This is a genomic window from Pseudonocardia sp. KRD291 (genome assembly GCF_019263595.1).
GTDB lineage: Bacteria > Actinomycetota > Actinomycetes > Mycobacteriales > Pseudonocardiaceae > Pseudonocardia.
The window spans coordinates 104,123-125,442 of record NZ_JADQDD010000001.1; the positions used below are offsets into that span (position 1 = coordinate 104,123).

General features: G+C 69.5%; 17 protein-coding genes. 6 read left to right on the plus strand and 11 right to left on the minus strand.

The window, feature by feature from the left end:
• Nucleotides 1–154: 154 nt before the first annotated feature.
• The 11 genes from I4I78_RS00520 to I4I78_RS00565 all read right to left on the minus strand — a co-directional run bounded on the left by I4I78_RS00520 (nucleotide 155) and on the right by I4I78_RS00565 (nucleotide 12,751).
• Complete coding sequence (locus I4I78_RS00520) at nucleotides 155–1,213, minus strand: Rieske 2Fe-2S domain-containing protein (RefSeq protein WP_218609135.1); 1,059 nt, start codon at nucleotides 1,211–1,213, stop codon at nucleotides 155–157.
• Between the two features lie 1,262 nt (nucleotides 1,214–2,475).
• On the minus strand, nucleotides 2,476–3,267 hold the full coding sequence (locus I4I78_RS00525) for a FadR/GntR family transcriptional regulator (protein WP_218609136.1): 792 nt from the start codon (nucleotides 3,265–3,267) through the stop codon (nucleotides 2,476–2,478).
• An 88-nt stretch (nucleotides 3,268–3,355) separates the two neighbouring features.
• The gene (locus I4I78_RS00530) at nucleotides 3,356–5,086 is read right to left on the minus strand and encodes a sigma-54-dependent Fis family transcriptional regulator (protein ID WP_218609137.1); all 1,731 of its coding nucleotides are present in this window, start codon (nucleotides 5,084–5,086) and stop codon (nucleotides 3,356–3,358) included.
• 103 nt (nucleotides 5,087–5,189) lie between these two features.
• Nucleotides 5,190–5,978 carry an N-acyl homoserine lactonase family protein gene (locus I4I78_RS00535; protein WP_218609138.1) on the minus strand — a complete coding sequence of 263 codons (789 nt, stop codon included), beginning with the start codon at nucleotides 5,976–5,978 and terminating at the stop codon, nucleotides 5,190–5,192.
• Nucleotides 5,979–5,997: 19 nt separating this feature from the next.
• Entirely contained in the window at nucleotides 5,998–6,129 is a 132-nt protein-coding gene (locus I4I78_RS33260; RefSeq protein WP_255567023.1) for a hypothetical protein, read from the minus strand.
• A gap of 204 nt (nucleotides 6,130–6,333) precedes the next feature.
• Nucleotides 6,334–7,086: an SDR family NAD(P)-dependent oxidoreductase gene (locus I4I78_RS00540; protein ID WP_218609139.1), complete on the minus strand. Its 753-nt coding sequence runs from the start codon at nucleotides 7,084–7,086 to the stop codon at nucleotides 6,334–6,336.
• Nucleotides 7,079–7,561 (minus strand): FmdB family zinc ribbon protein, encoded by a 483-nt coding sequence (locus tag I4I78_RS34075; RefSeq protein ID WP_218609140.1) that lies wholly within the window; start codon nucleotides 7,559–7,561, stop codon nucleotides 7,079–7,081. The genes I4I78_RS00540 and I4I78_RS34075 overlap by 8 nt, the downstream gene beginning before the upstream one ends.
• A complete protein-coding gene (locus I4I78_RS00550; RefSeq protein WP_308251828.1) occupies nucleotides 7,558–9,231 on the minus strand; it encodes a long-chain fatty acid--CoA ligase in 1,674 nt (557 codons plus the stop codon). The genes I4I78_RS34075 and I4I78_RS00550 overlap by 4 nt, the downstream gene beginning before the upstream one ends.
• A 703-nt stretch (nucleotides 9,232–9,934) precedes the next feature.
• Complete coding sequence (locus tag I4I78_RS00555; protein WP_308251829.1) at nucleotides 9,935–10,765, minus strand: alpha/beta hydrolase; 831 nt, start codon at nucleotides 10,763–10,765, stop codon at nucleotides 9,935–9,937.
• Between the two features lie 264 nt (nucleotides 10,766–11,029).
• Complete coding sequence (locus tag I4I78_RS00560) at nucleotides 11,030–11,827, minus strand: enoyl-CoA hydratase/isomerase family protein (protein WP_218609141.1); 798 nt, start codon at nucleotides 11,825–11,827, stop codon at nucleotides 11,030–11,032.
• A 36-nt stretch (nucleotides 11,828–11,863) separates the two neighbouring features.
• Nucleotides 11,864–12,751, minus strand: a complete 888-nt coding sequence (locus I4I78_RS00565) for an alpha/beta fold hydrolase (protein ID WP_218609142.1) — start codon at nucleotides 12,749–12,751, stop codon at nucleotides 11,864–11,866.
• Between the two features lie 111 nt (nucleotides 12,752–12,862).
• On the opposite strand from I4I78_RS00565, the gene I4I78_RS00570 reads away from it, so the two are divergent.
• The 6 genes from I4I78_RS00570 to I4I78_RS00595 all read left to right on the plus strand — a co-directional run bounded on the left by I4I78_RS00570 (nucleotide 12,863) and on the right by I4I78_RS00595 (nucleotide 21,307).
• The gene (locus tag I4I78_RS00570) at nucleotides 12,863–14,005 is read left to right on the plus strand and encodes an acyl-CoA dehydrogenase family protein (RefSeq protein WP_218609143.1); all 1,143 of its coding nucleotides are present in this window, start codon (nucleotides 12,863–12,865) and stop codon (nucleotides 14,003–14,005) included.
• Between the two features lie 27 nt (nucleotides 14,006–14,032).
• Nucleotides 14,033–15,715: a class I adenylate-forming enzyme family protein gene (locus I4I78_RS00575; RefSeq protein WP_218609144.1), complete on the plus strand. Its 1,683-nt coding sequence runs from the start codon at nucleotides 14,033–14,035 to the stop codon at nucleotides 15,713–15,715.
• 376 nt (nucleotides 15,716–16,091) lie between these two features.
• The gene (locus I4I78_RS00580; RefSeq protein ID WP_218609145.1) at nucleotides 16,092–17,741 is read left to right on the plus strand and encodes an AMP-binding protein; all 1,650 of its coding nucleotides are present in this window, start codon (nucleotides 16,092–16,094) and stop codon (nucleotides 17,739–17,741) included.
• A gap of 44 nt (nucleotides 17,742–17,785) precedes the next feature.
• The gene (locus I4I78_RS00585; RefSeq protein WP_218609146.1) at nucleotides 17,786–18,970 is read left to right on the plus strand and encodes an acyl-CoA dehydrogenase family protein; all 1,185 of its coding nucleotides are present in this window, start codon (nucleotides 17,786–17,788) and stop codon (nucleotides 18,968–18,970) included.
• The gene (locus I4I78_RS00590; protein ID WP_218609147.1) at nucleotides 18,970–20,109 is read left to right on the plus strand and encodes an acyl-CoA dehydrogenase family protein; all 1,140 of its coding nucleotides are present in this window, start codon (nucleotides 18,970–18,972) and stop codon (nucleotides 20,107–20,109) included. Before I4I78_RS00585 ends, I4I78_RS00590 begins: the two co-directional genes overlap by 1 nt.
• A 16-nt stretch (nucleotides 20,110–20,125) precedes the next feature.
• Nucleotides 20,126–21,307, plus strand: coding sequence for an acyl-CoA dehydrogenase family protein (locus I4I78_RS00595; protein WP_218609148.1), 1,182 nt, complete (start codon nucleotides 20,126–20,128; stop codon nucleotides 21,305–21,307).
• Nucleotides 21,308–21,320 lie beyond the last annotated feature (13 nt).

A 21,320-nucleotide genomic window follows, 5' to 3' on the forward strand; every position in this document is an offset into this window, starting at 1 on the left:
GCGCGGTCCGGGGACCGCACCGGGAGCGTGTCGCGCGAGGATCGAGAACAGCCGGGCCAGCGTGCCGGGTCCGGTGAGCGGGTCCCGGGTGAAGACCTGGGCCACGTGGGTTGCCGTGCCCATATCAATGACCGTCACCGTGGGGTCGTACTGGTCACGACCGACCTGTCACGGCCGATACCGCGGGAGTCGCCGCCTCGGGATAGAACTGGTCCGCCCACCGCCGGTAAGCCAGGTACGGCTTGGCCTCCTCGGGAGGCAGCGGGGGCCGTGCGACATAGGTCATGTGCTCCCACACCACAAGATCCCTGCCGACCTGCCGACGCAGGTGCTCGATGCGCTTGGCCGCACGTTCGGTCGGTACTACGGCGTCGGGCTCGTGGCGCGGCACGAAGTTGGTCATCCGCAGGTCCGAGACGGTGTCGTCGACGGGCGTGATCGACTGGATCTGGACCGTGTCGTCGATGCCTTCGAAGCGGAACAGGGCGATGCCTATCCCCCAGCCCTGGATGTCGAGGTGACCGACCTTCCCACCGGAGGGCGTCAACCAGGTGTCGCCCTTGCCGCGTCCCCAGACCATCCGCTGCCGGGAGTGCCACAACGGGCCCTCTCCGGAGAACTCGACGATCTCCGGCACATCCGTCGCCTCGTGGACGTACTTCTGATGCGCCGAGTCGGCGAGATTCTCGCCGAGGAACTGTGGCGCAACCGGGCGGTTGAGCCACTCACCGGTGCAATGCGGATGTACAGGGTAGAAGGTATCGGTGTCATAGCCGGCAATCAGGGGCAGCTCCCACGTCGGCTCGGCGCCGGTCGCGTCGTACCAGAGCATGACCAAGCCGTTGACCTCGTGGACCGGCCACACGGTCACGCGCTGCCCGCGGTTAGGCCTGCTGCTGTAGGGGATCTCGGCATTGCGTCCCTCGGCGGTCCACTGCCAGCCGTGGAACGGGCAGACGAGATTGTCGCCGCATACCGACCCGCCGTAGCCCATGTGCGCCCCGAGGTGCGGACAGTAGGCATCCATGATCGACAACGTGCCGGACTTACCACGGAAGGCGACGAGATCACGGCTGAAGTAGCGCAGCGGCATGACCTCGCCAGCCTCGAACTCTGCCGACCAGCCCACGTGGAACCAGCCGGTGGGATGGCTGCGGTAGGGAAAGCCGCGGTTCGACGCACTCAGCATCGGCGGTGACGCAGTGTTGACCACTCGAGAACCTCCATCGATCACGACCGGCCAGCACGCCGGTTTCAATATCACTCGTGATGTCGAATGTCATTCGAGCATTGAGCTCTTCCTCTGTCAAGGTGGCTGAGTGGTCGGTCCCGCACCGCCTTACCTGCAGTTCAGCTGAGCGCAAATGCGCCTTCTTGCTGCTGTGACTGTCACCATCTGAGGTGGCATCGAGCCCAGCGCCTGTCTCGACACGCGTTGACCGCGGACAGCCCAAATGCTGGGGCGTCGGCCGGCGTGGCGCAGCCGTCTCCGCTACGCCCCCCGGGAGGGCAGGTGTACCCCTACGCCACAGGGCTCGCCGCCACCGACGGTCGGACAGATTCGGTGGCGGCAACGGTTGCACCGCAGCCGTCGTCGCGTCGAGGTCGGACCAGGTCGCGTTAACCCGCCGCACATTGCGTCTACGTCCGCCTGACCGGACGGAACTGCTGCCTGGTTCGGTTGACTCCTACCCCGGGAAGACTCAGCCACTCAGGAAGGAGCCTCATCGTGCCCCAAGCCGTGCCCTGCGGCGTTGCCCCCGCGAACTGGCCTTGCGTCTGATGGAAGACTCCGTACCACCCGTCGCACGTCACCCGCGCTGTCGGCCGTCGCGTCGACCGGCTCGAGGCTCCGTCGCTGGCTGGGGCAGTCGAGCTGGATCCACGACGAGTTCCTGGCCGCCTGCCTACAGCGCGAGGTAGCCGCCCGCGAGGCCCACGGCGGCGAGAGCCGCGTCCGCGCCTACCGGTTCCGTCCACGGAAGTCGTTGGAGGACTCCGACTTCGACGACCAGCGCGCTCCGTGAAACGGGAGGCGATCACGCATCTGGGTACGTTGGACTTCATCATCGTCCGAGGCAACTGTCACGGTCCTCGGCCCTCCCGGGCGCTGAGAAGACGCACCTCCCGGTCGAGCTCGGATCCGGGTCCTCAGGCTGGGCGCCGCACCCTGTTCGCCACCGCCGCCGAATGGGTCGCCCGTCTCGCCGACGCCCACCACGCCAACCGCTTGCAGGACGAACTCGTCAACTCGCCCAGGTCCCGCTACTGATGATCGGTGAGGTCGGCTACATACCGTCGAGGCCGAAACGGTCAACCTGATCTACCACCTCGTCATCCTGCTGCGCATGGGCCAGCATGATCGTCACCAGCAACAACCCCTCGGTCGCTCGGGCCCAGCCTTCGGCGACGACGTCTTGGCCGCCGCAATGATCAACCCGCCTCGACTCATCGGTCTGATCGGCGGCGACACGTTCAGGCGCCCAGCCACCGTTCCTTCGGAAGCACCGGTTGGTCAAGACGGCCGTTCGCTCCGAGCACACGCTCGAACTGCTGGAGATGGCGGAGCATCGCCTTCGACGCACGGTCGGCATCGCCTGCCGCGACCGCTCGGGCGATGCTCCGATGAGCTCGTCGGGTGTCGGTCATGTCCTGTCCGGACAGCTGCTCCCCCGGGACGTGCCATGTCAGCTCCTGCCCGAACGCTGCGATGACGACACGAAGGATCTCGTTGTTGCTGCACACTCCGAGCGCCTCATGAAACTCCACCGACGGTGCCCATGCCTCGCTCGGCGAGGTGCCGGCCTCGGCCAACGCGAGCAACCAGCCGCGCTGTTCGTCCGACGCGGAACGGGCGGCCGCTGCGGCAGCGGCCGGCTCGACGAGCTGGCGGAACTCGGAGAACGCCCGCATCGACGTCTCGGCGAGAGTCAACAGGAGCGCCAACGAGCGCGTCACCTGACTCAGATCGGGCCGGGCCACGCGAATCCCGCCGTGCGGGCCGCGCCTGATCTCGATCAGCCCATCGGACTCGAGCAGCCGCAGGGCTTCTCGCACGGTTCCGCGGCTGAAGCCGTGCTCGGCGATCAGGCTGGCCTCAGGGGGCAGAGGCTCCCCGACCTGCATCCCGCGTCCGAGGATCTGCCCGCGCAGCCGGTCGGCAAGCACGTCGGAAGCCTTCGGAAGACGAGGTTGCCGCCTCGTCGGGGATGACGTGGGCACGTCCGAATCCGCAGGTTTCACGCCGTCCACGTCATGCTCCGCCACAGTCATACACTCCGGGCGTGCCCTGCCCCGCAGGAGCCCCTTCCGCTGGAAAGCATAATGAACCACACGGATAGGCCCCCACCCGGGCTCAATGGATCTCGAGGCCCGCGGCCTCCAACTTGCGGTAGAGCGTCGAGCGCGAGATACCCAGCAGCGCTGCCGCGGCCCTCTTGTTGCCACGGGTCTCGCTCATCGCGTCCATGATGGCGCTCAGCTCTGCCTGCTCGAACCTGCTCATCCTCCGTCGATAGGCACTGGTCCGCAGCTCTACCGGCAGATCGCCCACCCGCACCTCCGCCCGACGCGACGTGGCGACCGCGCGCTCGATCGCAGCACGCAGTCCTCCGGTGTTCGCCGGCCACGGCATACGAAGCAGCAGCGCGACAACCTCTGGCGCCAGCCGGCGGGAATCGGCGAAGTGCCGGGCCAGTGCCGGCACGTCGCCGATGCGGTTGCTCAGCGGTGGGAGCACGACGACAACGGCTCTCTGCTGCCCGTTCCCGGCCGGCAGAGCCATGACCTCGACACCGGCTGTCGCCAGACAGCGCCAACCACCCGCTCGGGCCTCGTCGAGTAGCGCCGTCACGCAGCTGATCGCGGACGGCGACAGCCTGTCGATATGCCGGACGATCACGCTGCCCGGCTCGCCGTCGAGCTGCGCGCGCAGGCGCCCAATCCACCAGGACGGGCCGTCGACCGACATGGTCGAGGCGTCCTGGACGACCAGACTCCCACCGCCGCAGTGCTCGTGTGCGGCCACCGCCACGGCCGTCTTGCCCACTCCGGGCTCACCGCACACCACGACGATCTGGTGAGCCGCGGTGGCGGCGACCTCGCCGCAGGCCCGCAACCAGGCCGGGTCGGAGCCGACCAGTCCGGGCAGTGGCCGCACACGAGGACTGACGCACCCGGGTTCCCGCATCCCGGGCGCCTCCTTGATCTCGACGATGGCGCCGATCGATGTGCCGCCGTCATACAACTCCTCGCTGCGCACAACGAGCTGACGGCCACCCGGAAGCTCGAGGTCGGACGAGGCGGAGTCGGAGGACATCAGCAGACGCGAGATGTGCTCCCACAGCAGAGCCTGCTCGGTGGCATCGAGAAGCTGCGCAGCGCGCGGTGACGTGATGAGCATCTGATCGCTGATCACGAAGAAGTCCCGTCGCCCGCGACGGGACGCAGCCAGGAACCGGTCGAGCAACGCGCGCTCCCGGGCCGACTGCTGTGCGAGCAGTCGCTGTCCGATCGTCTCGGCGGTCTGCTCGGCGATGAAGTTGATCACCTTGTTGTCGTGGTTGGCCACGCACGTGACGTCCAGCAGACCCTGCAGCCGCAGATCTGCCCCGAAGATGGGCACACCGACGCAGGTGAACTGACGAAGCTCCTCCGCGTAATGCTCGTGCCCGTCGACCCGCACACGACGGCCGAGCTCGATCGCCGTGCCGACTCCGTTCGTACCGACCTCCCGCTCGGCGAAGATGAACCCCGTTGCGGCCGACACCGCGTCGAGGCGGGAGAGCAACTGCGTCGTGGCCGACCGGCGGTCGATGATGCGACCTGCGGGATCGGTCAGGAGGAAGGAGAGCCCGACGTCCCCAAGGCGCTCGTTGACGTGATCCAGAACCGGCTTCGCTGCCCGGATGAGGGGGGCCTCCGCATCGACGTCGGGGGCGTAGCGGGGAGAGATGTGGTCGGCCGAGACGTCGAGGTACGAGCAACGCCGCCACGACACGGCGATGTCAGGCCGAGCCGATCGGGGGATGTCGCCAGCGAGGAAACGCTCGCGATCGCGCTCGACGGAGCGCTCCCGGATCGTCATCTGTGACCTCGCGATCTCCGGCCGGCGAGAGGTATCGGCCTCGTGGACGGCGCCCGACTCCGCCCATTTAGATTATACTAATTGACCGCCGACTGACCATCAGTCACTCGAAGCAGTTCGGTGCGTGCTTGAACTCGGCCCAGTCCTCCGGGTCGTGGCTGATCCAGATGGTGGCGTCGGCGGAGTCGCGGAGCAGGTTGAGCCGCCGGATCGATCTCAGCGCCTGGACCGTGTCGGCGTCGTGGGGCATCGGGGCGATCATCGTCAGCGCGTCCCGCAGGTGCACCGTGTCGCCGGTGAGGATGAAGTTGCGACCCGGCAGCCGAACCAGAAGGCTCAGCTCGCCCGGGGTGTGGCCCGGGGTGAACAGGATGACGATGCTTCCGTCGCCGAACACGTCATGATCGATGCCTGGTACCTCGAGCACGTTACGACCGCGGAGCGGCTCGATGTCGGCCTGCCGGAAGAACCCCGCCCCGGCCGGGTCGGGCCAGAACCCGAACCTCATGTCGCCCTCGCCCACGTAGAACTGGGCGTCCGGGAAGAGGTACAGCCCGCCGGTATGGTCGAAGTGCGTGTGCGAGGCGATCACGTACTTGATATCGGACAGCTTGTAACCCAGGGCTTTGAGCTGAGCGTCCACCGTCTGGTCCGGGGTGAACCGCAGGCCGAGATGCTCGGCGAGTGGCCCGTAGACTCCCTCGGGATCGGTGGCCGCCGCCGGGACCAGGCCGGTGTCGAAAAGCACCAGCCCCCTCGGGTGTTCGATGAGGTAGGCGGGCATCGGGATCGTGCACTCGCCTGCTGCACCGAGTAGGAGCAGGGACTTGTCGACGGTGAAGGTGGGCGAGTCAAGCGCCCACATCCGCTTGGCCGTTCCAGGGGAAGCCATGATCGTCTCCTTCTTGGGATCAGCTGTTGACCGGGATTCCGGTTGGGACGTTCAGAGCGACGCTGCTGGGCCCGCGCTCGACCCGGCCACACTCCTTGCGCGGCACCGGCATGATCTGCTCGGCGAAGTACTGCATCTGAGCCTCGATCACCCTCTGGCTGTAAGTGGTGCTCGGTCTGGAACCAGCAGTCGAAGCCGGGCTGGTCGGCGATGATGTCTTGGCGCACCAGGGACTGGCCGGGGCTCTGTTATGGACCCTCCGATTTCGATCGCCACGGCGGTGCTCCGTTCTCCAGCCGAGGCCGATCGCTGGTCGTGTCCCTGTCGGGCCGGACGCCTTAACGTCCCGGTCGGGTCATTGGGTCGAGTAGCCGCCGTCGATCACGAGCTCTGAACCGGTCACGTACGACGCCTCGTCCGAGGCCAGGAAGAGCACGCCGTAGGAGATCTCCTCAGGCCGCCCCATACGTTGCAGCGGCGTCGCGCCGACGATGATCGGGATGACCTCGGCCGGTACGTCGTCGGACACCATCGGGGTGTCGACGATCCCGGGGTGCACCGAGTTGACGCGGATGCCCGCACCGGCGAATTCGATGGCCGCGGTCTTGGTGAGCAGCCGAACAGCACCCTTGGTGGCCTGGTAGGCGGTGGCCCCGCCGCTGCCGATGAGGCCGTAGATCGAGGAGGTGTTGATGATGGACCCGCCGCCCGCCCGGCGCATCGCCGCGGCCGCGGCCTTCATCCCCAGCCAGACCCCCGTCTGGTTGGTCGCGATGACCCGGTCCCAGCTCTCGCGGGCGGTCGCCTCGACGCCGGCCATGTCGAGGACTCCGGCGTTGTTGACCAGGATGTCGAGCCGTCCGAAGCGCTCCTCGGCCAGCGCCACCGCAGCGTCCCAGCCGTCCTCGTCGCGGACGTCGAACACGTGAGCGACGACCTCGTGCCCCTTCGCCGTGAGAGTCTCCGCCACAGCGCCCAGCTCATCGGCGCGAATGTCCCCGATCACCAGCCGCGCGCCCTCGGAGGCGAGCAGCGACGCGTGCGCGGCCCCTTGCCCCCGCGCCGCGCCGCTGATCAGCGCGACCTTGCCGGCAAGCCTGTCAGCCATCTCGTTCTCCTTCGGTCGTCGACATGGTCGGCGCACCGCGTTCACGGGGGCCACTGCGGGCTGCGGGTGTCGAATGTGTGTGGGTATGCCCTCCCCCGCGGGAGTGCCCGTGGTCGTGAGACACCGGATCGGCCGCTGGTCCGGCGCTCTCTTTGAGGGAGCGTTCCTGGCGCTCCAGCTCCCGGTCGAGGCTGCGGTTGTCCCCCCTGGCCCTGGCGACCCACGTGCGGGCGGCGTCGGGCGTCATGTGGCAGAGCCCGGGCACGTCCCGGTTGTCCAGGCACAGCGATCGTTCGGACGCGGCCGGCGTGCGCTCGACCGGCGGTGCCGCCCGACCGGAGAGCCCGACCGCGGAGAACCGGCGCCGGGCGGGTGCCCGGCAGGCCGGGCACTGCATCGTCGGTGGCACCGGTCTGGACACGAAGTGCTCGCTCACGCCGTCGCAGGCCTCGCACCGGTAGTCGACGATGATCATCGCGGTGCCTCCGCCCGGTGCCGGTCGCGGGCGTCGGCCTCGCCGAACCTGGCCCGCAGGACCTTCTTGTCGAACTTGCCCACCCCGGTTTTCGGGATGGCATCGACGAACAGGAACTCCTCGGGAACCCACCACCGGGGGAAGTGCTCCAGCAAGTACGCCGTGAGCTCGTCGGAGGTGACCGGTGAGCGGGTCACGACACAGGCGAGCGGGCGTTCCATCCACTTGTCGTGCGGCACGGCCACCACCGATGCCTCCACGACCGCCGGGTGCGCCATCAGGGAGTTCTCCAGCTCCACCGAGGAGATCCACTCCCCACCGCTCTTGATCAGGTCTTTGGAACGGTCGGTCAGCTGCACGTAGCCGTCCGGGTCAATCACCCCGACGTCGCCGGTCTTGAACCAGCCCTGCGCGTCGTAGCTGGCCGGGCTGCGTGGGTCGTCGTAGTAGGCGCTGGCCATCCACGGCGAGCGCAGGTGGTACTCGCCGACGGCCTTGCCATCCCACGGCAGGTCGGTTCCGCCCTCGTCGACGAGCCTGACCTCGCACAGTGGTAGCGGCAGACCCTGCTTGCCGCGGATGTCGTAGACCTCGTCCTCGGGGACGTGGTCGTGCTTGCTCTTCAACGCCGTGAACGTGACCAACGGCGACGCCTCCGTCATGCCCCAGCCCTGCGGCACCACGATGTCGTGCGTGTCCTTGAACCACTTCATCAGCCCGCGGGGTGGGGCCTGCCCACCCAGCCAGAGCACGTCTAGGGAGGAGACGTCGTAGTGCGGGTCGTCGCGTTCGAGCAGGTCGCGCATCATCACGCCGATCGTCACCGCGCCGACGGCGTGGGTGATCTTGTGCCGGTCGATGAGCTCCAGATAGTGCTTCGGCTCGGGGTGCGGACCGGGCAGCACCAACGTCGCACCCTGCAGGGCGGCGGCGAAGGGGATGCCCCAGCTGTTGGCGTGGAACATCGGGCTGATCGCGAGGAAGGTCGCCTCCTCGCGCACCCCGATCGAGCCGTGCAGGCACAGGGCCAGGGTGTGCAGCACCACGCTTCGGTGGCTGTAGAGCACACCCTTGGGGTCCCCGGTCGTGCCCGACGTGTAACACATCGCGGACGCGGTTGTCTCGGGGAGGTCGGGGAACTCCAGCTTTCCGTCCTGTGCGGCGAGCAGCTCCTCGTAGGAGTGGACGGGACTCAGCGTGGTCTCGGGCACCTGGTCGGCGAGCACGACGAAGGCCTGCACACCGGGCAGTTCCGGGGCGAGCCGCTCGATCAGCGGGATCTGGTCGGGTTCGATCAGCAGCACCCGGTCGCCGGCGTGGTTGATGATGTAGGCGATCTGCTCGTCGAACAGCCGCAGGTTCACGGTATGCAGCACGGCACCCATGCACGGCACGCCGAAGTAGGCCTCGTAATGGCGGTGGGTATTCCAGGCCAGCGTCCCGACCCGATCGCCGGGGCCCACGCCCAGCGCGGCCAATGCTTGGGCGAGCTTGCGCGCTCGCACCGCGTACTCGGCGTAGGTGTAGCTGGTGTCCGCACCGTCACCGGTCCGGGAGATGACGCACTTGTCGCCGAACAGCCGTTCCGCACGCCAGAGCAGCTGCTTTATCAACAGCGGCCGATCCATGATCAGGCCGTCCATGCCCACCTCCGAGCTCGACCCATCCACCAGACGACGCTAACCGCGGGAGCGGGACGTGGCGTGTGTCACTTCGTGACACGCCTCCGCTTCGATACCCGGACCGGCCATCGCGCGGTCCGATGCGGGCCGGGCCCGGCTGTGGTGAGTGTTGGGCGTGTCGCATTCTGACGCACTCCCGGAGGAGCGGGTCGGCACACGACGTCCGAGGCGGCGGCGATCGTGATGCAGGCCGCATCCGCGGCGCCGGGCCGCACGACGCGTGGCCTACCGGCCATTCACGGCCGGCGCCAGAAGGTGGGACGCGCGCCGGGAGTACACCCCGAAGTCCGGACTGACATTCACGTTCTGAATCTGACCCGCACACGCCACCCGCGGGGCGGACAAGTGTCGGGGGACCGCTCTCGCTCACCGCAGCGTGGTCGTCAGGTAGGCGATGTTGTCCGCATTCGGGGGCGAGAACCTGACCGCGACGCAGCTCGGTCAGCACGGGACCGACCTGGTGATCCTGGTCCGTCCAAGGCACGGGAGGAACGTTCGCGACGCCGACGTGTACGACAACGCGACACGGCGTCCTGACATCCGTTCAGGGAAGGCGCCGCATCCCCTGGTCCCGTCTCTTCCCGGTGCGGCTGGAGCGGGCGCCGCGTCGGGCCGGACTTGTGCGGTTCCAGGGGTCACGCTCAATCGCGGATCAGAGCTCCCGTTCCCGTCCCCAGCCCGCGGGCCGCCGTCAGACGTCGGCGTCGGCCAGGAACGCCAGCACCGTGGAGGTGAAGGCGTCGTTGTCATCTCCCGCGACCATGTGCCCGGTCGCCGATACGTCCACATGCCGTGAACCGGGGATGAGCCGGAGGAACTCCGCGACACCCTCGTCGCTGACGATGTCGGACTGTTCCCCACGTACGAGCAGGGTCGGGACGGTGATCCGCCGTGCCGCCGCGGCGGCACGTTCGTGGGAGGTGGAGCGGCGCGGCTCGGAATCGATCTGCAGGAACGCCGGGTCCCAGTGCCAGTACCACCGGCCGTTCTCCCGCAGCCGCACGTTCTTGCGCAGACCTTCGGGCGTCGGCGCCCGCTTGCGGTGCGGATTGTAGGCCCGTACGGCCTCCGCGACCTCGTCCAGCGAACCGAACCCGTCGGGATTCGCGCTCATGAACGCCATGATCCTGGCGACGCCTGCACGTTCCGCCCGCGGCACGATGTCGACGAGCACGAGCGCGCGGGCCACCTTCCCCAACTCGCCCTCCGCGACGAGCGAGGTCATCCCGCCCATCGACGCGCCGATCAGCAGGGGGCGCTCGCCCAAGGCCCCCACCACGGATGCCAGGTCAGCCACCAGCCCGTCGATGCCGTAGTCACCGTCGGGCGACCAGTCGCTGTCACCGTGCCCGCGGGCATCCAGGGCGACCGAGGTCCACCCGTTGTCGGCGAGCGCGGCGGCCGTGCGGAACCAAGAGTGCCGGGTCTGGCCACCGCCGTGCAGCAGCACGACGGTTCCACGATGCTCACCTGCCCCGTCCCAACGGTCGCCGACAATCTTGCCGATGTCCCCGTCGAACACGACCCGTTCGCCCGGGCGGACGGCCTTCACGAGGGGGAACCGGTCGTCGTCGGTACGGGGCCAGGATCTGTTGACCACGGCTGCAACCAAGAAGACCGGGGCCGACGAAGTCGGTGTGATCGAGTCAGGTTCGTATTCATGCGGCAGGCTCGGCCTCCTAGATGAGATGGTTGAGAGCGCACTGCGGTCGCGACGGCCGCGCGAGGCACCGTCGGTCCCGGTGGTGTCGGTGATCTGGCAGACCGATCACCGTTCGATCCGAGCTCAGTCCCGTCCCGAGCCCTGACCGAAACGCGGCGACCGCTTCTCGACGAACGCCGTGATCCCCTCTCTGGCGTCGGCGGTGCCGAAGAGTCGATCGATTCCGGACGTCTCGGCGCGCATCCCCGCTCTCCGGCCGCCGTCGAGATGGGCCAGCACGCACGCCTTGAGCTCCTGCAACGCCGGGCGGGCCCCCGCCGCGAGGCCTGCGGCGTACTCCACGGCCTCGGCCACCAGCCGGTCGACCGGGTGCACACTGTTGACCAGGCCCAACGCCAATGCCTCCGCGGCTGCGAGCTGACGACCGGTATAGAGCAGGTCCAGGGCTCTGCCCTTGCCCACGACCTCCACGAGCCGCTGCGTACCGCCCGCCCCAGGGAGCAGACCGAGCCGTACCTCGGGCAGCCCGATCCGCGCCTCGTCCGCGAGCATCCGCAGGTCGCACGCCAGTGCCAGCTCCATGCCGCCGCCCATGGCATGGCCGTTGACCGCGGCGACGGTCGGCAGCGGGATGGCCTCGATGTCATCCATCGCCCGCTGGATGCCACTAATGAACCGGGGCATCTCGTCCGCACCGAGCGAGCTCATCATCTTGATGTCGGCACCCGCGACGAACCGTGGCCCGGCGCCGGTGATGACGAGCGCGCCCACGTCGTCGCGGGCCGCCGTCCGCGTCGCCGCCAGCGAGATCTCCTGGACGAGCGCGAGGTCCAGCGCGTTCGCCGGCGGCCGGTCCACGGTGAGCAGGCCGACGCCGCGGTCGATCTCGATCCGGACGTGCTGGAACTCGGTCGCGGTCATCTCGTCGCCTCCGTCGTGGTCGGGTCGGGCGCGGCTTCAGCGGGCACCGAGCACCCGGTCCAGCCAGGCCACCAAGTCGGCGACCACCTCGGCACGGTTGGTCTCGTTCAGGATCTCGTGCCGGCCGCCCGCGTAGGTGGCGACCGTGACCTCGGTGAGCCCGGCCGCACGGTAGCGCTCAACGAGCAGGTCGAGCAGGGCAAGCCCGGCGTTGATCGGATCCTGGTCACCGGCGACCACGTAGAGCGGAAGGTCCTTGCGAATGCCGAGCAGCCGCTGCGGCTCGGCCAGCTGGGAGCCGGACCCGAACATGAGCTTGGACGAGGGGATGTCGGTACCGAATCCGCAGGCCGGGTCGGCGACGTAGGCGTCCACGATCGCCTCGTCGCGGCTGAGCCAGTCGAACTCGGTCCGGGCCGGTTCGAACGCGGCGTTGAACCCGGCGAGCTCCAGCGGCTGGTCCAGGTCTATCGCGGCCGCGAGCTGGTCCAGGGCTGTGGTTCCGGACAGCACAGCCGCATCGACCCGGTCGCTGTGGTCGAGCAGATACTGCTGAGTGGCCAGTGACCCCATGCTGTGCCCGAGCAGCACGACGGGCAGCCCCGGGTGGGCGTCGCGGACCATCTCCACCAGCGCTCCGACGTCCCCGACCAGACGGCTCCACCCGTCCTCCCCGAGGACGCCGAACCGCGACGGGTCACCTGCGGTGGCGCCGTGACCGCGGTGGTCGTTGGCGTAGACCACGAAGCCGACCGCGTTCAGCTCCGCCGCGGTCTGCGCGTACCGGCGCGCGTGTTCGCCCAGGCCGTGCGCGATCTGGACGGCGCCGCGCGGGGCGCCCACCGGATCCCACCGGTAGACCACCACCCGGGTGCCGTCGGGGGACACCAGCTCCGAGGTGTGGGCCTGCTCGACGGTGCTCATCCGGATCCTCCTCAGCAAGGTCGTGCGCAGCGGGTCGCGCCTAGTGACGCGGTCGCCGGAAGGCGCTAACGTACCGGGTGATCCTTATCAGGAAAACAGTGAGGTCCCAGGATGACGGCCCTGCGCGAGCGACTCACCCCCGAGCAGACCGACTTCGTCAAGGCGGTGGACGCATTCTGCGAGCGGGAGTGTCCGTCCCACAAGCTTCGCGAGATCACGGCGAACGGCTCGGTCGCCCACGACGACGCGCTCTACCGCAAGCTGGCCGCCACCGGCTGGCTGGGGTTGACCATTCCCGAGGAGTACGGCGGATCGGGCGGGGAGTTGTCCGACGTCGCACTGCTCACCGAACGCCTCTCCTACCACCGCCTGCCGGTCACCGGGTACCTCACGACGGTCATCACCGCCCAGGCGCTGATCAGATTCGGTACCGAGGAGCAGAAGCAGCGGGTCCTCCCCGGGGTGGTGCGCGGTGACGTTCTGTCCATCGCGATCACCGAGCCCGACACCGGATCGGACGCCGCGGCCGTGCGGACCCATGCCCGCCGGGACGGCGACGGCTGGCGGATCAACGGCGAGAAGATCTACACCAGCAATGCCAACCACGCCCGCTGGGTCCTCGTGGTGACGCGCACCAACCCCGACGCATCCAAGCACCGCGGCATCTCGCTGTTCCTGGTGTCGATGGACCAGGTCGATGTGACCAAGCTGAGCATGCTCGGGCACATCGACACCACCGTCACCCGCTACACCGATGTCCCCGCCGACGACACCGACATCGTGGGCGGGCTCGACGCGGGTTGGCAGACACTGGTGCAGGGCCTCAACAGCGAGCGGATGATCATCGGCGCCGAGGCGGTCGGGGTCGGCCAGCGCGCGTTCGACGACGTGCTGCGCTACGTGAAGGAACGCCACCAGTTCGGGCAGCCCATCGGCCGGTTCCAGGCGCTGCAGCACGGTCTGGCCGAGACGGCCACCAAACTGCTCGCCGCGCGACTGCTGGTCCGTCACGTCGCCGAGCTGCTGGACGAGGGTGACCCGGCGCCGGCCGAGGCCTCGATGGCGAAGCTCTTCGCCACCGAAACGGCCAAGGAGGCCGCCCTGCAGGGCATGCAGTTCATGGGCGGGATGGGCTACAGCATGGAGAGCGACATGCAGTCCTACGTTCGCGACAGCCTCGTCATGACCATCTTCGGGGGCACGTCACAGATCCAGAAGAACATCATCGCCGGCCAGCTCGGCCTCAACGACTGACAACAGCCCACCGATGACCGGAGAACCATGACCGACAAGCTCAGCGACAGACTCGACGAGCTGGCCGCCCGCGACGACACCTGGGTCACCCGCGAGGTGCTGCAGCGCTACGTCGACGACGGCTCCTGGTCCGAGCGGAGTTTCGTGCACGACCTCGAGCGCCACGCGGCCGAGCGTCCGGACTCCCTTGCGATCATCGACGAGGACGGCCTGCGTACCAGCTACAGCGAGTACGAACAGCGGACCCGGCGGCTGGCGAGCTCGTTGCTGGAGCTCGGCCTGAAGCCCGGAGACCGGCTCGCCATGCAATTGCCCAACTCGAGCCAGTTCTGCGTGACGTTGATGGCGTGCGCCCGGGTCCGGGTCATCCCGGTCTTCCTGCATGTCGTCTACGACGAACACGACCTCGACTACGTGCTGAACCTGACGGGGGCGCGCGCGATCGTCGTGCCCGCCTCGTTCAACGGCCGCGACTTCGTCCCGCTGGCCCGCACGATGTGCGAACGGATCGCCGTGTTGGAGCACATCGTGGTCGTCGGCGGCGACGGCGACGGCGACGGCGACGACGGGCTGCTCTCCTTCGAGGACATGACCGCGGCGGAGCCGGCGCACGACATCGAAGCACTGCGCCCCACCGGCGCCGACCCGTTCTTCATCATGTTCACCTCCGGTACCACCGGGCGACCGAAGGCGGAGCTGCACACCCACGCCAACAATTTGTTCTGGATCGAGAGCTTCGAGCAGGGCCAGCAGTTCCCCCGCGACGCACAGTGGATCATCGTCACTCCCATCGCCCACCTGACCGGACTCGGCCTGGGCGTGCTGTCGGCGCTGCGCCGAGGAGCGGCCTTCACGCTGCTCACCGGTTGGGACGTGAAGAGGTGCGTCGAGCTTCTCGAGCGCGACAAGCCGACCTACCTGCTCGGGGCGGCGCCGATGCTCATCGACCTCGCCCGCGTCCCCGACCTCGGCTCACGCGATGTCCAAAGCCTGCGCGGCATCTGCTACGCGGGCGCCCCCTGCCCGGCGGAGACACTCACTGCACTCAACACCCAGCTCGGGGCCGACATCGCCGCGTTCTACGGCTACACCGAGGCCGGCGTCACGCACATGACGCGGCCGGGCGATCCGATCTCGGTGACCAGCCGCAGCATCGGCTCCGTACTCGACGGGATCGAGATGCGCCTGGTGGACGACGCGGGGAACGACGTCGAGTTGCCCGGGCAGGGCGAGCTCTGGTCGCGCGGCGCGAACTTCGTGGTCGGCTACTACGGCCAGCCGGAGACGACGACGAAGATGTTCACACCCGAGGGGTGGTTCCGCTCTGCCGACATCGTCCGCTTCGACGCCGAGGGCTACGGCTACTTCGTGTCGCGCCGCGACGATCTGATCAACCGGGGCGGCTACAAGATCGATCCCCGCGAGATCGAGGAGTTGCTCTACGAGCACCCGCGGGTCGGCCAGGCCGCAGTCGTCGCCATGCCCGACGAGCGGCTCGGTCAACGGGCTGCGGTCTTCGTCGTTCCCGCGACCCCCGGTGACGACGTCACGCTGGCCGACCTCACGGCTTTCCTCGAGGACAAGGGTCTGAGCCGGACCAAGTGGCCGGAGGCGGTCGAGCTGGTCGAGTCCTTCCCGATGACCAGCACCGGCAAGTTCATGCGGTACTCGCTGCGCGACCGGGCCGGGCGGCTGCGCCCGCAGCGATGACGCCGGCCCCACCGTGATCGACCTGCGGGGGTTCTCCCGCCCCGGGGACACGGGGCATGGCGGGACCGGCTCGCCGTGGCGGCCGCCGTGACGCTGCGCTCCTACGGCGGACCCGGCGTGCACTCGGGCCGGCTGGTCGACGTGCTGTGCGGCCACACGTCGTGCCCCCCGATCTCATCCGATAGTCGTCAGCCGGTGTGCGTGGTGTCCTGCCAGGTCTTACCCCCCGCCTGCCCCGGCCGGCCGGCTGGTACCCCGAGGGAGGTGCATGCCGTCGCCGACCCGGCCCGCCGGCCCTGCCTCGGTGATGTGGTCTTCACCCATTGCCCCACCACAGCCGGTATCTCATAATTCTTATGATGAACGGAGGCACGCGATGGCGGCAGTGCACCTCTCCTTCCCGCTCCGCGAGGATGCGGGTGTCACGCGCATGTACGAGCTCGGCCTGTGGGACGAGCGGACACTCGCCGACATCGTCGACGAGCACGCCCGCACCTGGCCCGACAAGCCCGCGGTGGTCGACGCGCGCGGTCGGCTGAGCTACAGCGAGCTCAGCGACCTCTCCGTACGGCTCGCGGCGGTGCTGCACGGGCTGGGGGTCGGGGCCGGCGCGCCGGTCGCGGCACAGCTGCCCGGCTGCACCCTGCTCCCGGCACTGCACCTCGCATGTGTCCGGATCGGTGCGCTGTTCATGCCAATGAGCACAGCGTGGCGCGGTGCGGAACTGCGCCCGCTCCTGGCCACGGTGGGTGCCTCGGTGCTGGTGGTGCCCGGCGGAGGCGGGATCACCGGTGACGACTTCGACTTTCCCGGCCTCGCCACCTCGATCCGTGCCGAGCTGCCCGGCATGCGCGCGGTGCTCCCCGCCCGCAGCGGGGGCAGCGAGACGATAGAGGCGCTGGCCGCCGCGGCCGACCCGCTCTCCGGTGAACAACTCGCGGCACTGCGCGTCCCGGCCGGGGCGCCCACGCTGGTGATGTCGTCGTCGGGCACGACCGGTACGCCGAAGGCTGCGGTGTGGGGTGGGAACGACCTCAAGGCCCTGCTGCTGCACAACGTCGTCCCCCGGCTGCGGATGACGGCCGACGACGTCGCCGCGGGCCTGGCCCCGGCGGGCACCGGTTCCACCGGCTACATCTTCCCGGTCCTGGCACCCCTGCTGCTCGGTGCCACCGCAGCGATCCTGGAACGGTGGTCACCCCAGGCCGCACTCGACCTCATCGTCGCCGAGGGCGCCACGTATGCCACCGCGATCCCGACCCAGATGGTGATGCTGCTGCCACTGGCCCTGGAGTCCGCCGACCTGTCCCGCTTCACCCGCTTCAACAACGCAGGTGCACCACTGCCGGCCAGTACCGCCGAGGAGCTGGAGGAGCGGATGGGCTGCCGGGTGCAGAGCATCTACGGCTCCACCGACGGCGGTGTGCCGGTGATGACATCCGTGGACGACGACGACGAGGTCCGCCGCACCACCGTCGGCGCAGTCTGCGCCGGTGTCGAGGTCAGGCTCGCCGGCGCCGACGGCGCCGCCCTGGCCTCGGGCGAGGCTGGCGAGGTCTGCTGGCGGGACGCCAAGTCGTACGGATACCTGAACCAACCGGACTACGACGCTGTCGCATTCGACGAAGAGCGTTGGTTCCACTCCGGCGACGTCGGACGGTTCGACGAGCGCGGCAACCTGCGAATCGTCGGACGCATCAAAGACATGATCCTGCGTGGGGGCACCAACATCTTCCCGGCCGAGATCGAGCACCTCGTGTCCCAGCATCCTGCCGTCGCCGACGTGGCGGTCGTCGGGGTGCCCGACGACCGTCTCGGGGAGCGCGCCTGCGCCGTCATCGTCCCCGCCGCAGGCGCGACACCGGATCTCGTCGGGCTCTGCGCGTTCCTGCGCGACCGCGAGGTGGCCGTCGTCAAGCTGCCCGAGGAGATCGTCCTCGTCCCGTCGCTACCCACCAACGCCGGCGGCAAGATCGACAAGGCGCAGGTGCGCGAGAGGGCCCTCCAGGAGCTGCGCTCCCGGTAGGCCGCAGAGACCACGACCGTCCACCCCGCCACGGAGGGAACTGCATGACCGCGCCCCTGGATCAGCTGACCGACGCGCAGGCCGACCTGGTCGCCCGCGCACGCTCGATCGCCCAGAACGAGTTGCGGCCCCGCGCCGCGGAGTGGGACCGCCGTGCGGAGTTCCCGGAGGAGCAGTTCGACCTCCTGCGCAAGGCCGGCCTGGCCGGGCTCACCGTCCCGGTCGAGTACGGCGGCCAGGGCCTCGGCACGTTCGAGGCGTGCCTGGTACTGGAGGAGCTGGCAGCGGGCTGCCTGGCCAGCGCGATGACAATCCAGATGCAGGTGAACGGGCCGCCCCGGGTGCTCGCCCGGATCGGCACCGACAGGCAGCGCAAGGACTACCTGCCGCGGGTCGCAGACGGTTCGGTGTGCTTTTCGATCGCCATGACCGAACCTCAGGCCGGCTCCGACGGCACCGCCCTGCAGACCACGCTCAGCCCGCACGGCGACGGCTTCCTGCTCACCGGCGAGAAGTGCCACATCACCGGTGCGCTGCGTTCGGACGCCTTCCTCGTGTTCTGCCGGGCACCGGACACCACGGGCCCTGACGGCATCGGCGCGGTCCTGATCGACCGTGAGGTCGAAGGCCTCGCACCGATCGAGACCGAGCCGAAGATGGGCGGTCGCGCCATCGCCGAGGGCATCATGCGCTTCACCGACGTCCCGGTTCGCGCCGACCAGGTCGTGCTCGAGCCGAAGACGGGCTCCCGTGACGGGGCCCGGTTCCTCATCCGCCAGTTCAACCCGGAACGTTGCGGCAATGCGGCGATGTCGGTGGGTCTGGCCCGCAATGCGCTGGATGACGCGGTCGCCTACGTCAAGGAGCGCGAGCAGTTCGGGCGCCCGATTGTCGAGTTCCAGGGCCTGCAGTGGAAGATCGCCGACATGGCCACGGCCATCGAGGGCGCCCGGCTGCTGCTGTGGCGCGCCGCCCGCACCGACGTCGAGGGCTTCCCCGGCATCCGTGAGACCGCGATGGCGAAGCTCGCCGCGAACGAGGCGGCCGTGATGGTCACCTCCGAGGCCCTGCAACTACTCGGCCACAAGGGCTACCTGACCCGCTACCCCATGGAGCGCTACGTGCGCGACGCGTTTGGCCTGGGAATCGGCGGCGGCACCACCGCCGTGCTGCGCAACATGATCGCGGGCGAGGTCACCGGCGTGCGCGTCAGCCAGAGGAAGTCCTGATGGACCTGGCACTCTCCGGCGAGGCCGCGGCGTACCGCGACCAGCTGCGGTCGTGGGTCGAGGAGCACCTGCCCGCGCAGTGGCGTGACGTGCCCGTCGGCTCCGGCGACGACGCCGAGTACGTCCGGATGCGCCGCGAGTGGGGGCGCATGCTGCACCGCGGCGGCTGGTTGGCGCCGCACTGGCCGACGATCCACGGTGGGCGCGGGCTCGGCGTCGACGCGCAGCTGGCGTTCCTCGATGTGCTGGTGGCGGCGGGTGCCCCCGAGCAGATGAACACCAACGGGATGGGCATCTTCGCGCCGGCCCTGATGGCGTTCGGCACCGAGGCCCAGCAGGACCGCTACCTCGGCCCGATGCTGGCCCACGACGACATCTGGTGCCAGGGCTTCTCCGAGCCGGGAGCCGGATCCGACCTGGGTGGGCTGGCCACCCGGGCGGTTCCCGACGGCGACCGGTTCGTGGTCTCCGGGCAGAAGGTGTGGACTTCCTACGCGCTGTTCGCCCAACGCTGCTATCTCATGGTGCGGGTCACCGGTGTGGCGAACGGCGTCACGATGGTGGTGCTGCACATGGACCGGCCGGGCGTCACCGTCCGGCCGCTACGGAACATCACCGGGAGCAGCGAGTTCTGCGAGGTCTTCCTCGACGACGTCACGGTCGACGCCGACGACGTCGTGGGCGGGATCGGCGCCGGGTGGAGGGTGGCCACCTACGCGCTCGCCCGGGAACGTTCCACCGGTCTGGCCCAGCGGGCCCTGCAGCTCTCCCGGGAGCTGGAACTGATGAACGCGCAGCTGCACCGCGACGGACACGATGACGGCGTGCTGGTCGAGGCGTTCGTGCGCAGCCGCGTGGTGGACAGCACGGTGCGCCGGGTACTTGCGACGGTCGCCGACGGAGACGAGCCGGGAATGCTCGCACCGGTCGCCAAGGTGTTGTGGAGCGAGGGACACCAGGCCCAGCTCACAACCCTCGTCGAGGCAGCGGGCCCGGAGGTCACCGGGGCCGGCGGCGGCTGGTCGGACTGGCTCCGGGCGTTGCTGTTCAGCCGTGCGGAAACGATCTACGGCGGTACCTCGGAGATCCAACGCAATCTGATCGCGAAGTCGCTCGGCATGCCGAGCGACCGCGGCTGAACGGACGAGGAGCGGGATGGACTACCGGATCGACGACGAGACCGCCGCGCTGCGGTCGGCGCTGCTCGAGTTCCTGCGCGAGCGGATGCCCGACCCCGGCACGGAGCCCGCCCACGCCGTGCGGCGCACCGCCTGGCGCGAACTGGTCGGGTCGGAGTGGCTGGAGCACTTCGCCACCGGAACCGAGCGGAATGCCGACCCTGCCGCGCGTGTCGCGGCGCTGCACGTGGCCGAGGCCTTCGGCGCGGCACCGGTCACCGGGCCCGTCGACGGGGTCGCCGGCTACCTCCTGCCGCTGGCGCTGGCGACCGGCTGGAACGCGGGCCTCGCCGGGCTGCGCGACGGGTCGCTGGTCACGACGCTCGTACCGGAGATCGACACGCCCGGCCCAGACGCCGTCCCGCGCCGGCGGGCGCGGCGCCTGGCCGCGGTACGGGACGGGCACGAGTTACGGGTCAGCGGCGTCATGTCACAAGTGGCCTGCGCCGCCGGTGCCGACGCCGTCGTCGTCGCGGTGGAGATCGACGGCCGTCCCGGCCTGGCATTCGTCGAGCTCGGCCGAGCCGGCGTCGTCGTCGGCGAGCCGTCCGGTGTGGACCTGCGCCGGCCGGTCGCCGACGTCACCCTCGACGGGGTCGCGATCGACGCCGCCTCCGTCCACGCCCCACGCGACCTGCTCGAGCACGAGGACGCCTGCGCGGCCGGGCACAGCCTGTTCCTCGACGCCGAGGCCGTCGGCGGCAGCGCCGAGGTGATCGCCCGTACGGTGGCCTACTGCACCGACCGGGTCCAGTTCGGCCGCCCGATCGGCTCCTTCCAGGCCGTCCGGCACCGGGTGGCCGACGTGACAGCGAAGGTCGAGGGTGCCCGTTCACTCGCCTACCGCGTGGCGTGGGACCTCGCCACCGCCGCACCCGGCGCGCCCGCAGACGTGGTCGCCAGCCGGCTGTGGTCGTCGGGCGCCTACCTCGCGGCGGGAGAGGCAGCGGTGCAGTGTCACGGCGGCGCCGGCTTCACGTGGGAACAGGGCGTGCACCTGTTCTATCGTGCGGCCCTCTCCGGGCGCGGCGGCGCCGGCCTCGGCGCGGCCCGCATCGCACTCGCGGCGCACCTGGGTGCGCTCGCCGACCCGACCCCGCCCGGCCCGGACGCCGAGCGCGCGGCCGAACCCGTCGGGGCGATCGACGGGGCGCGCTGATGAGCGAGCGGGT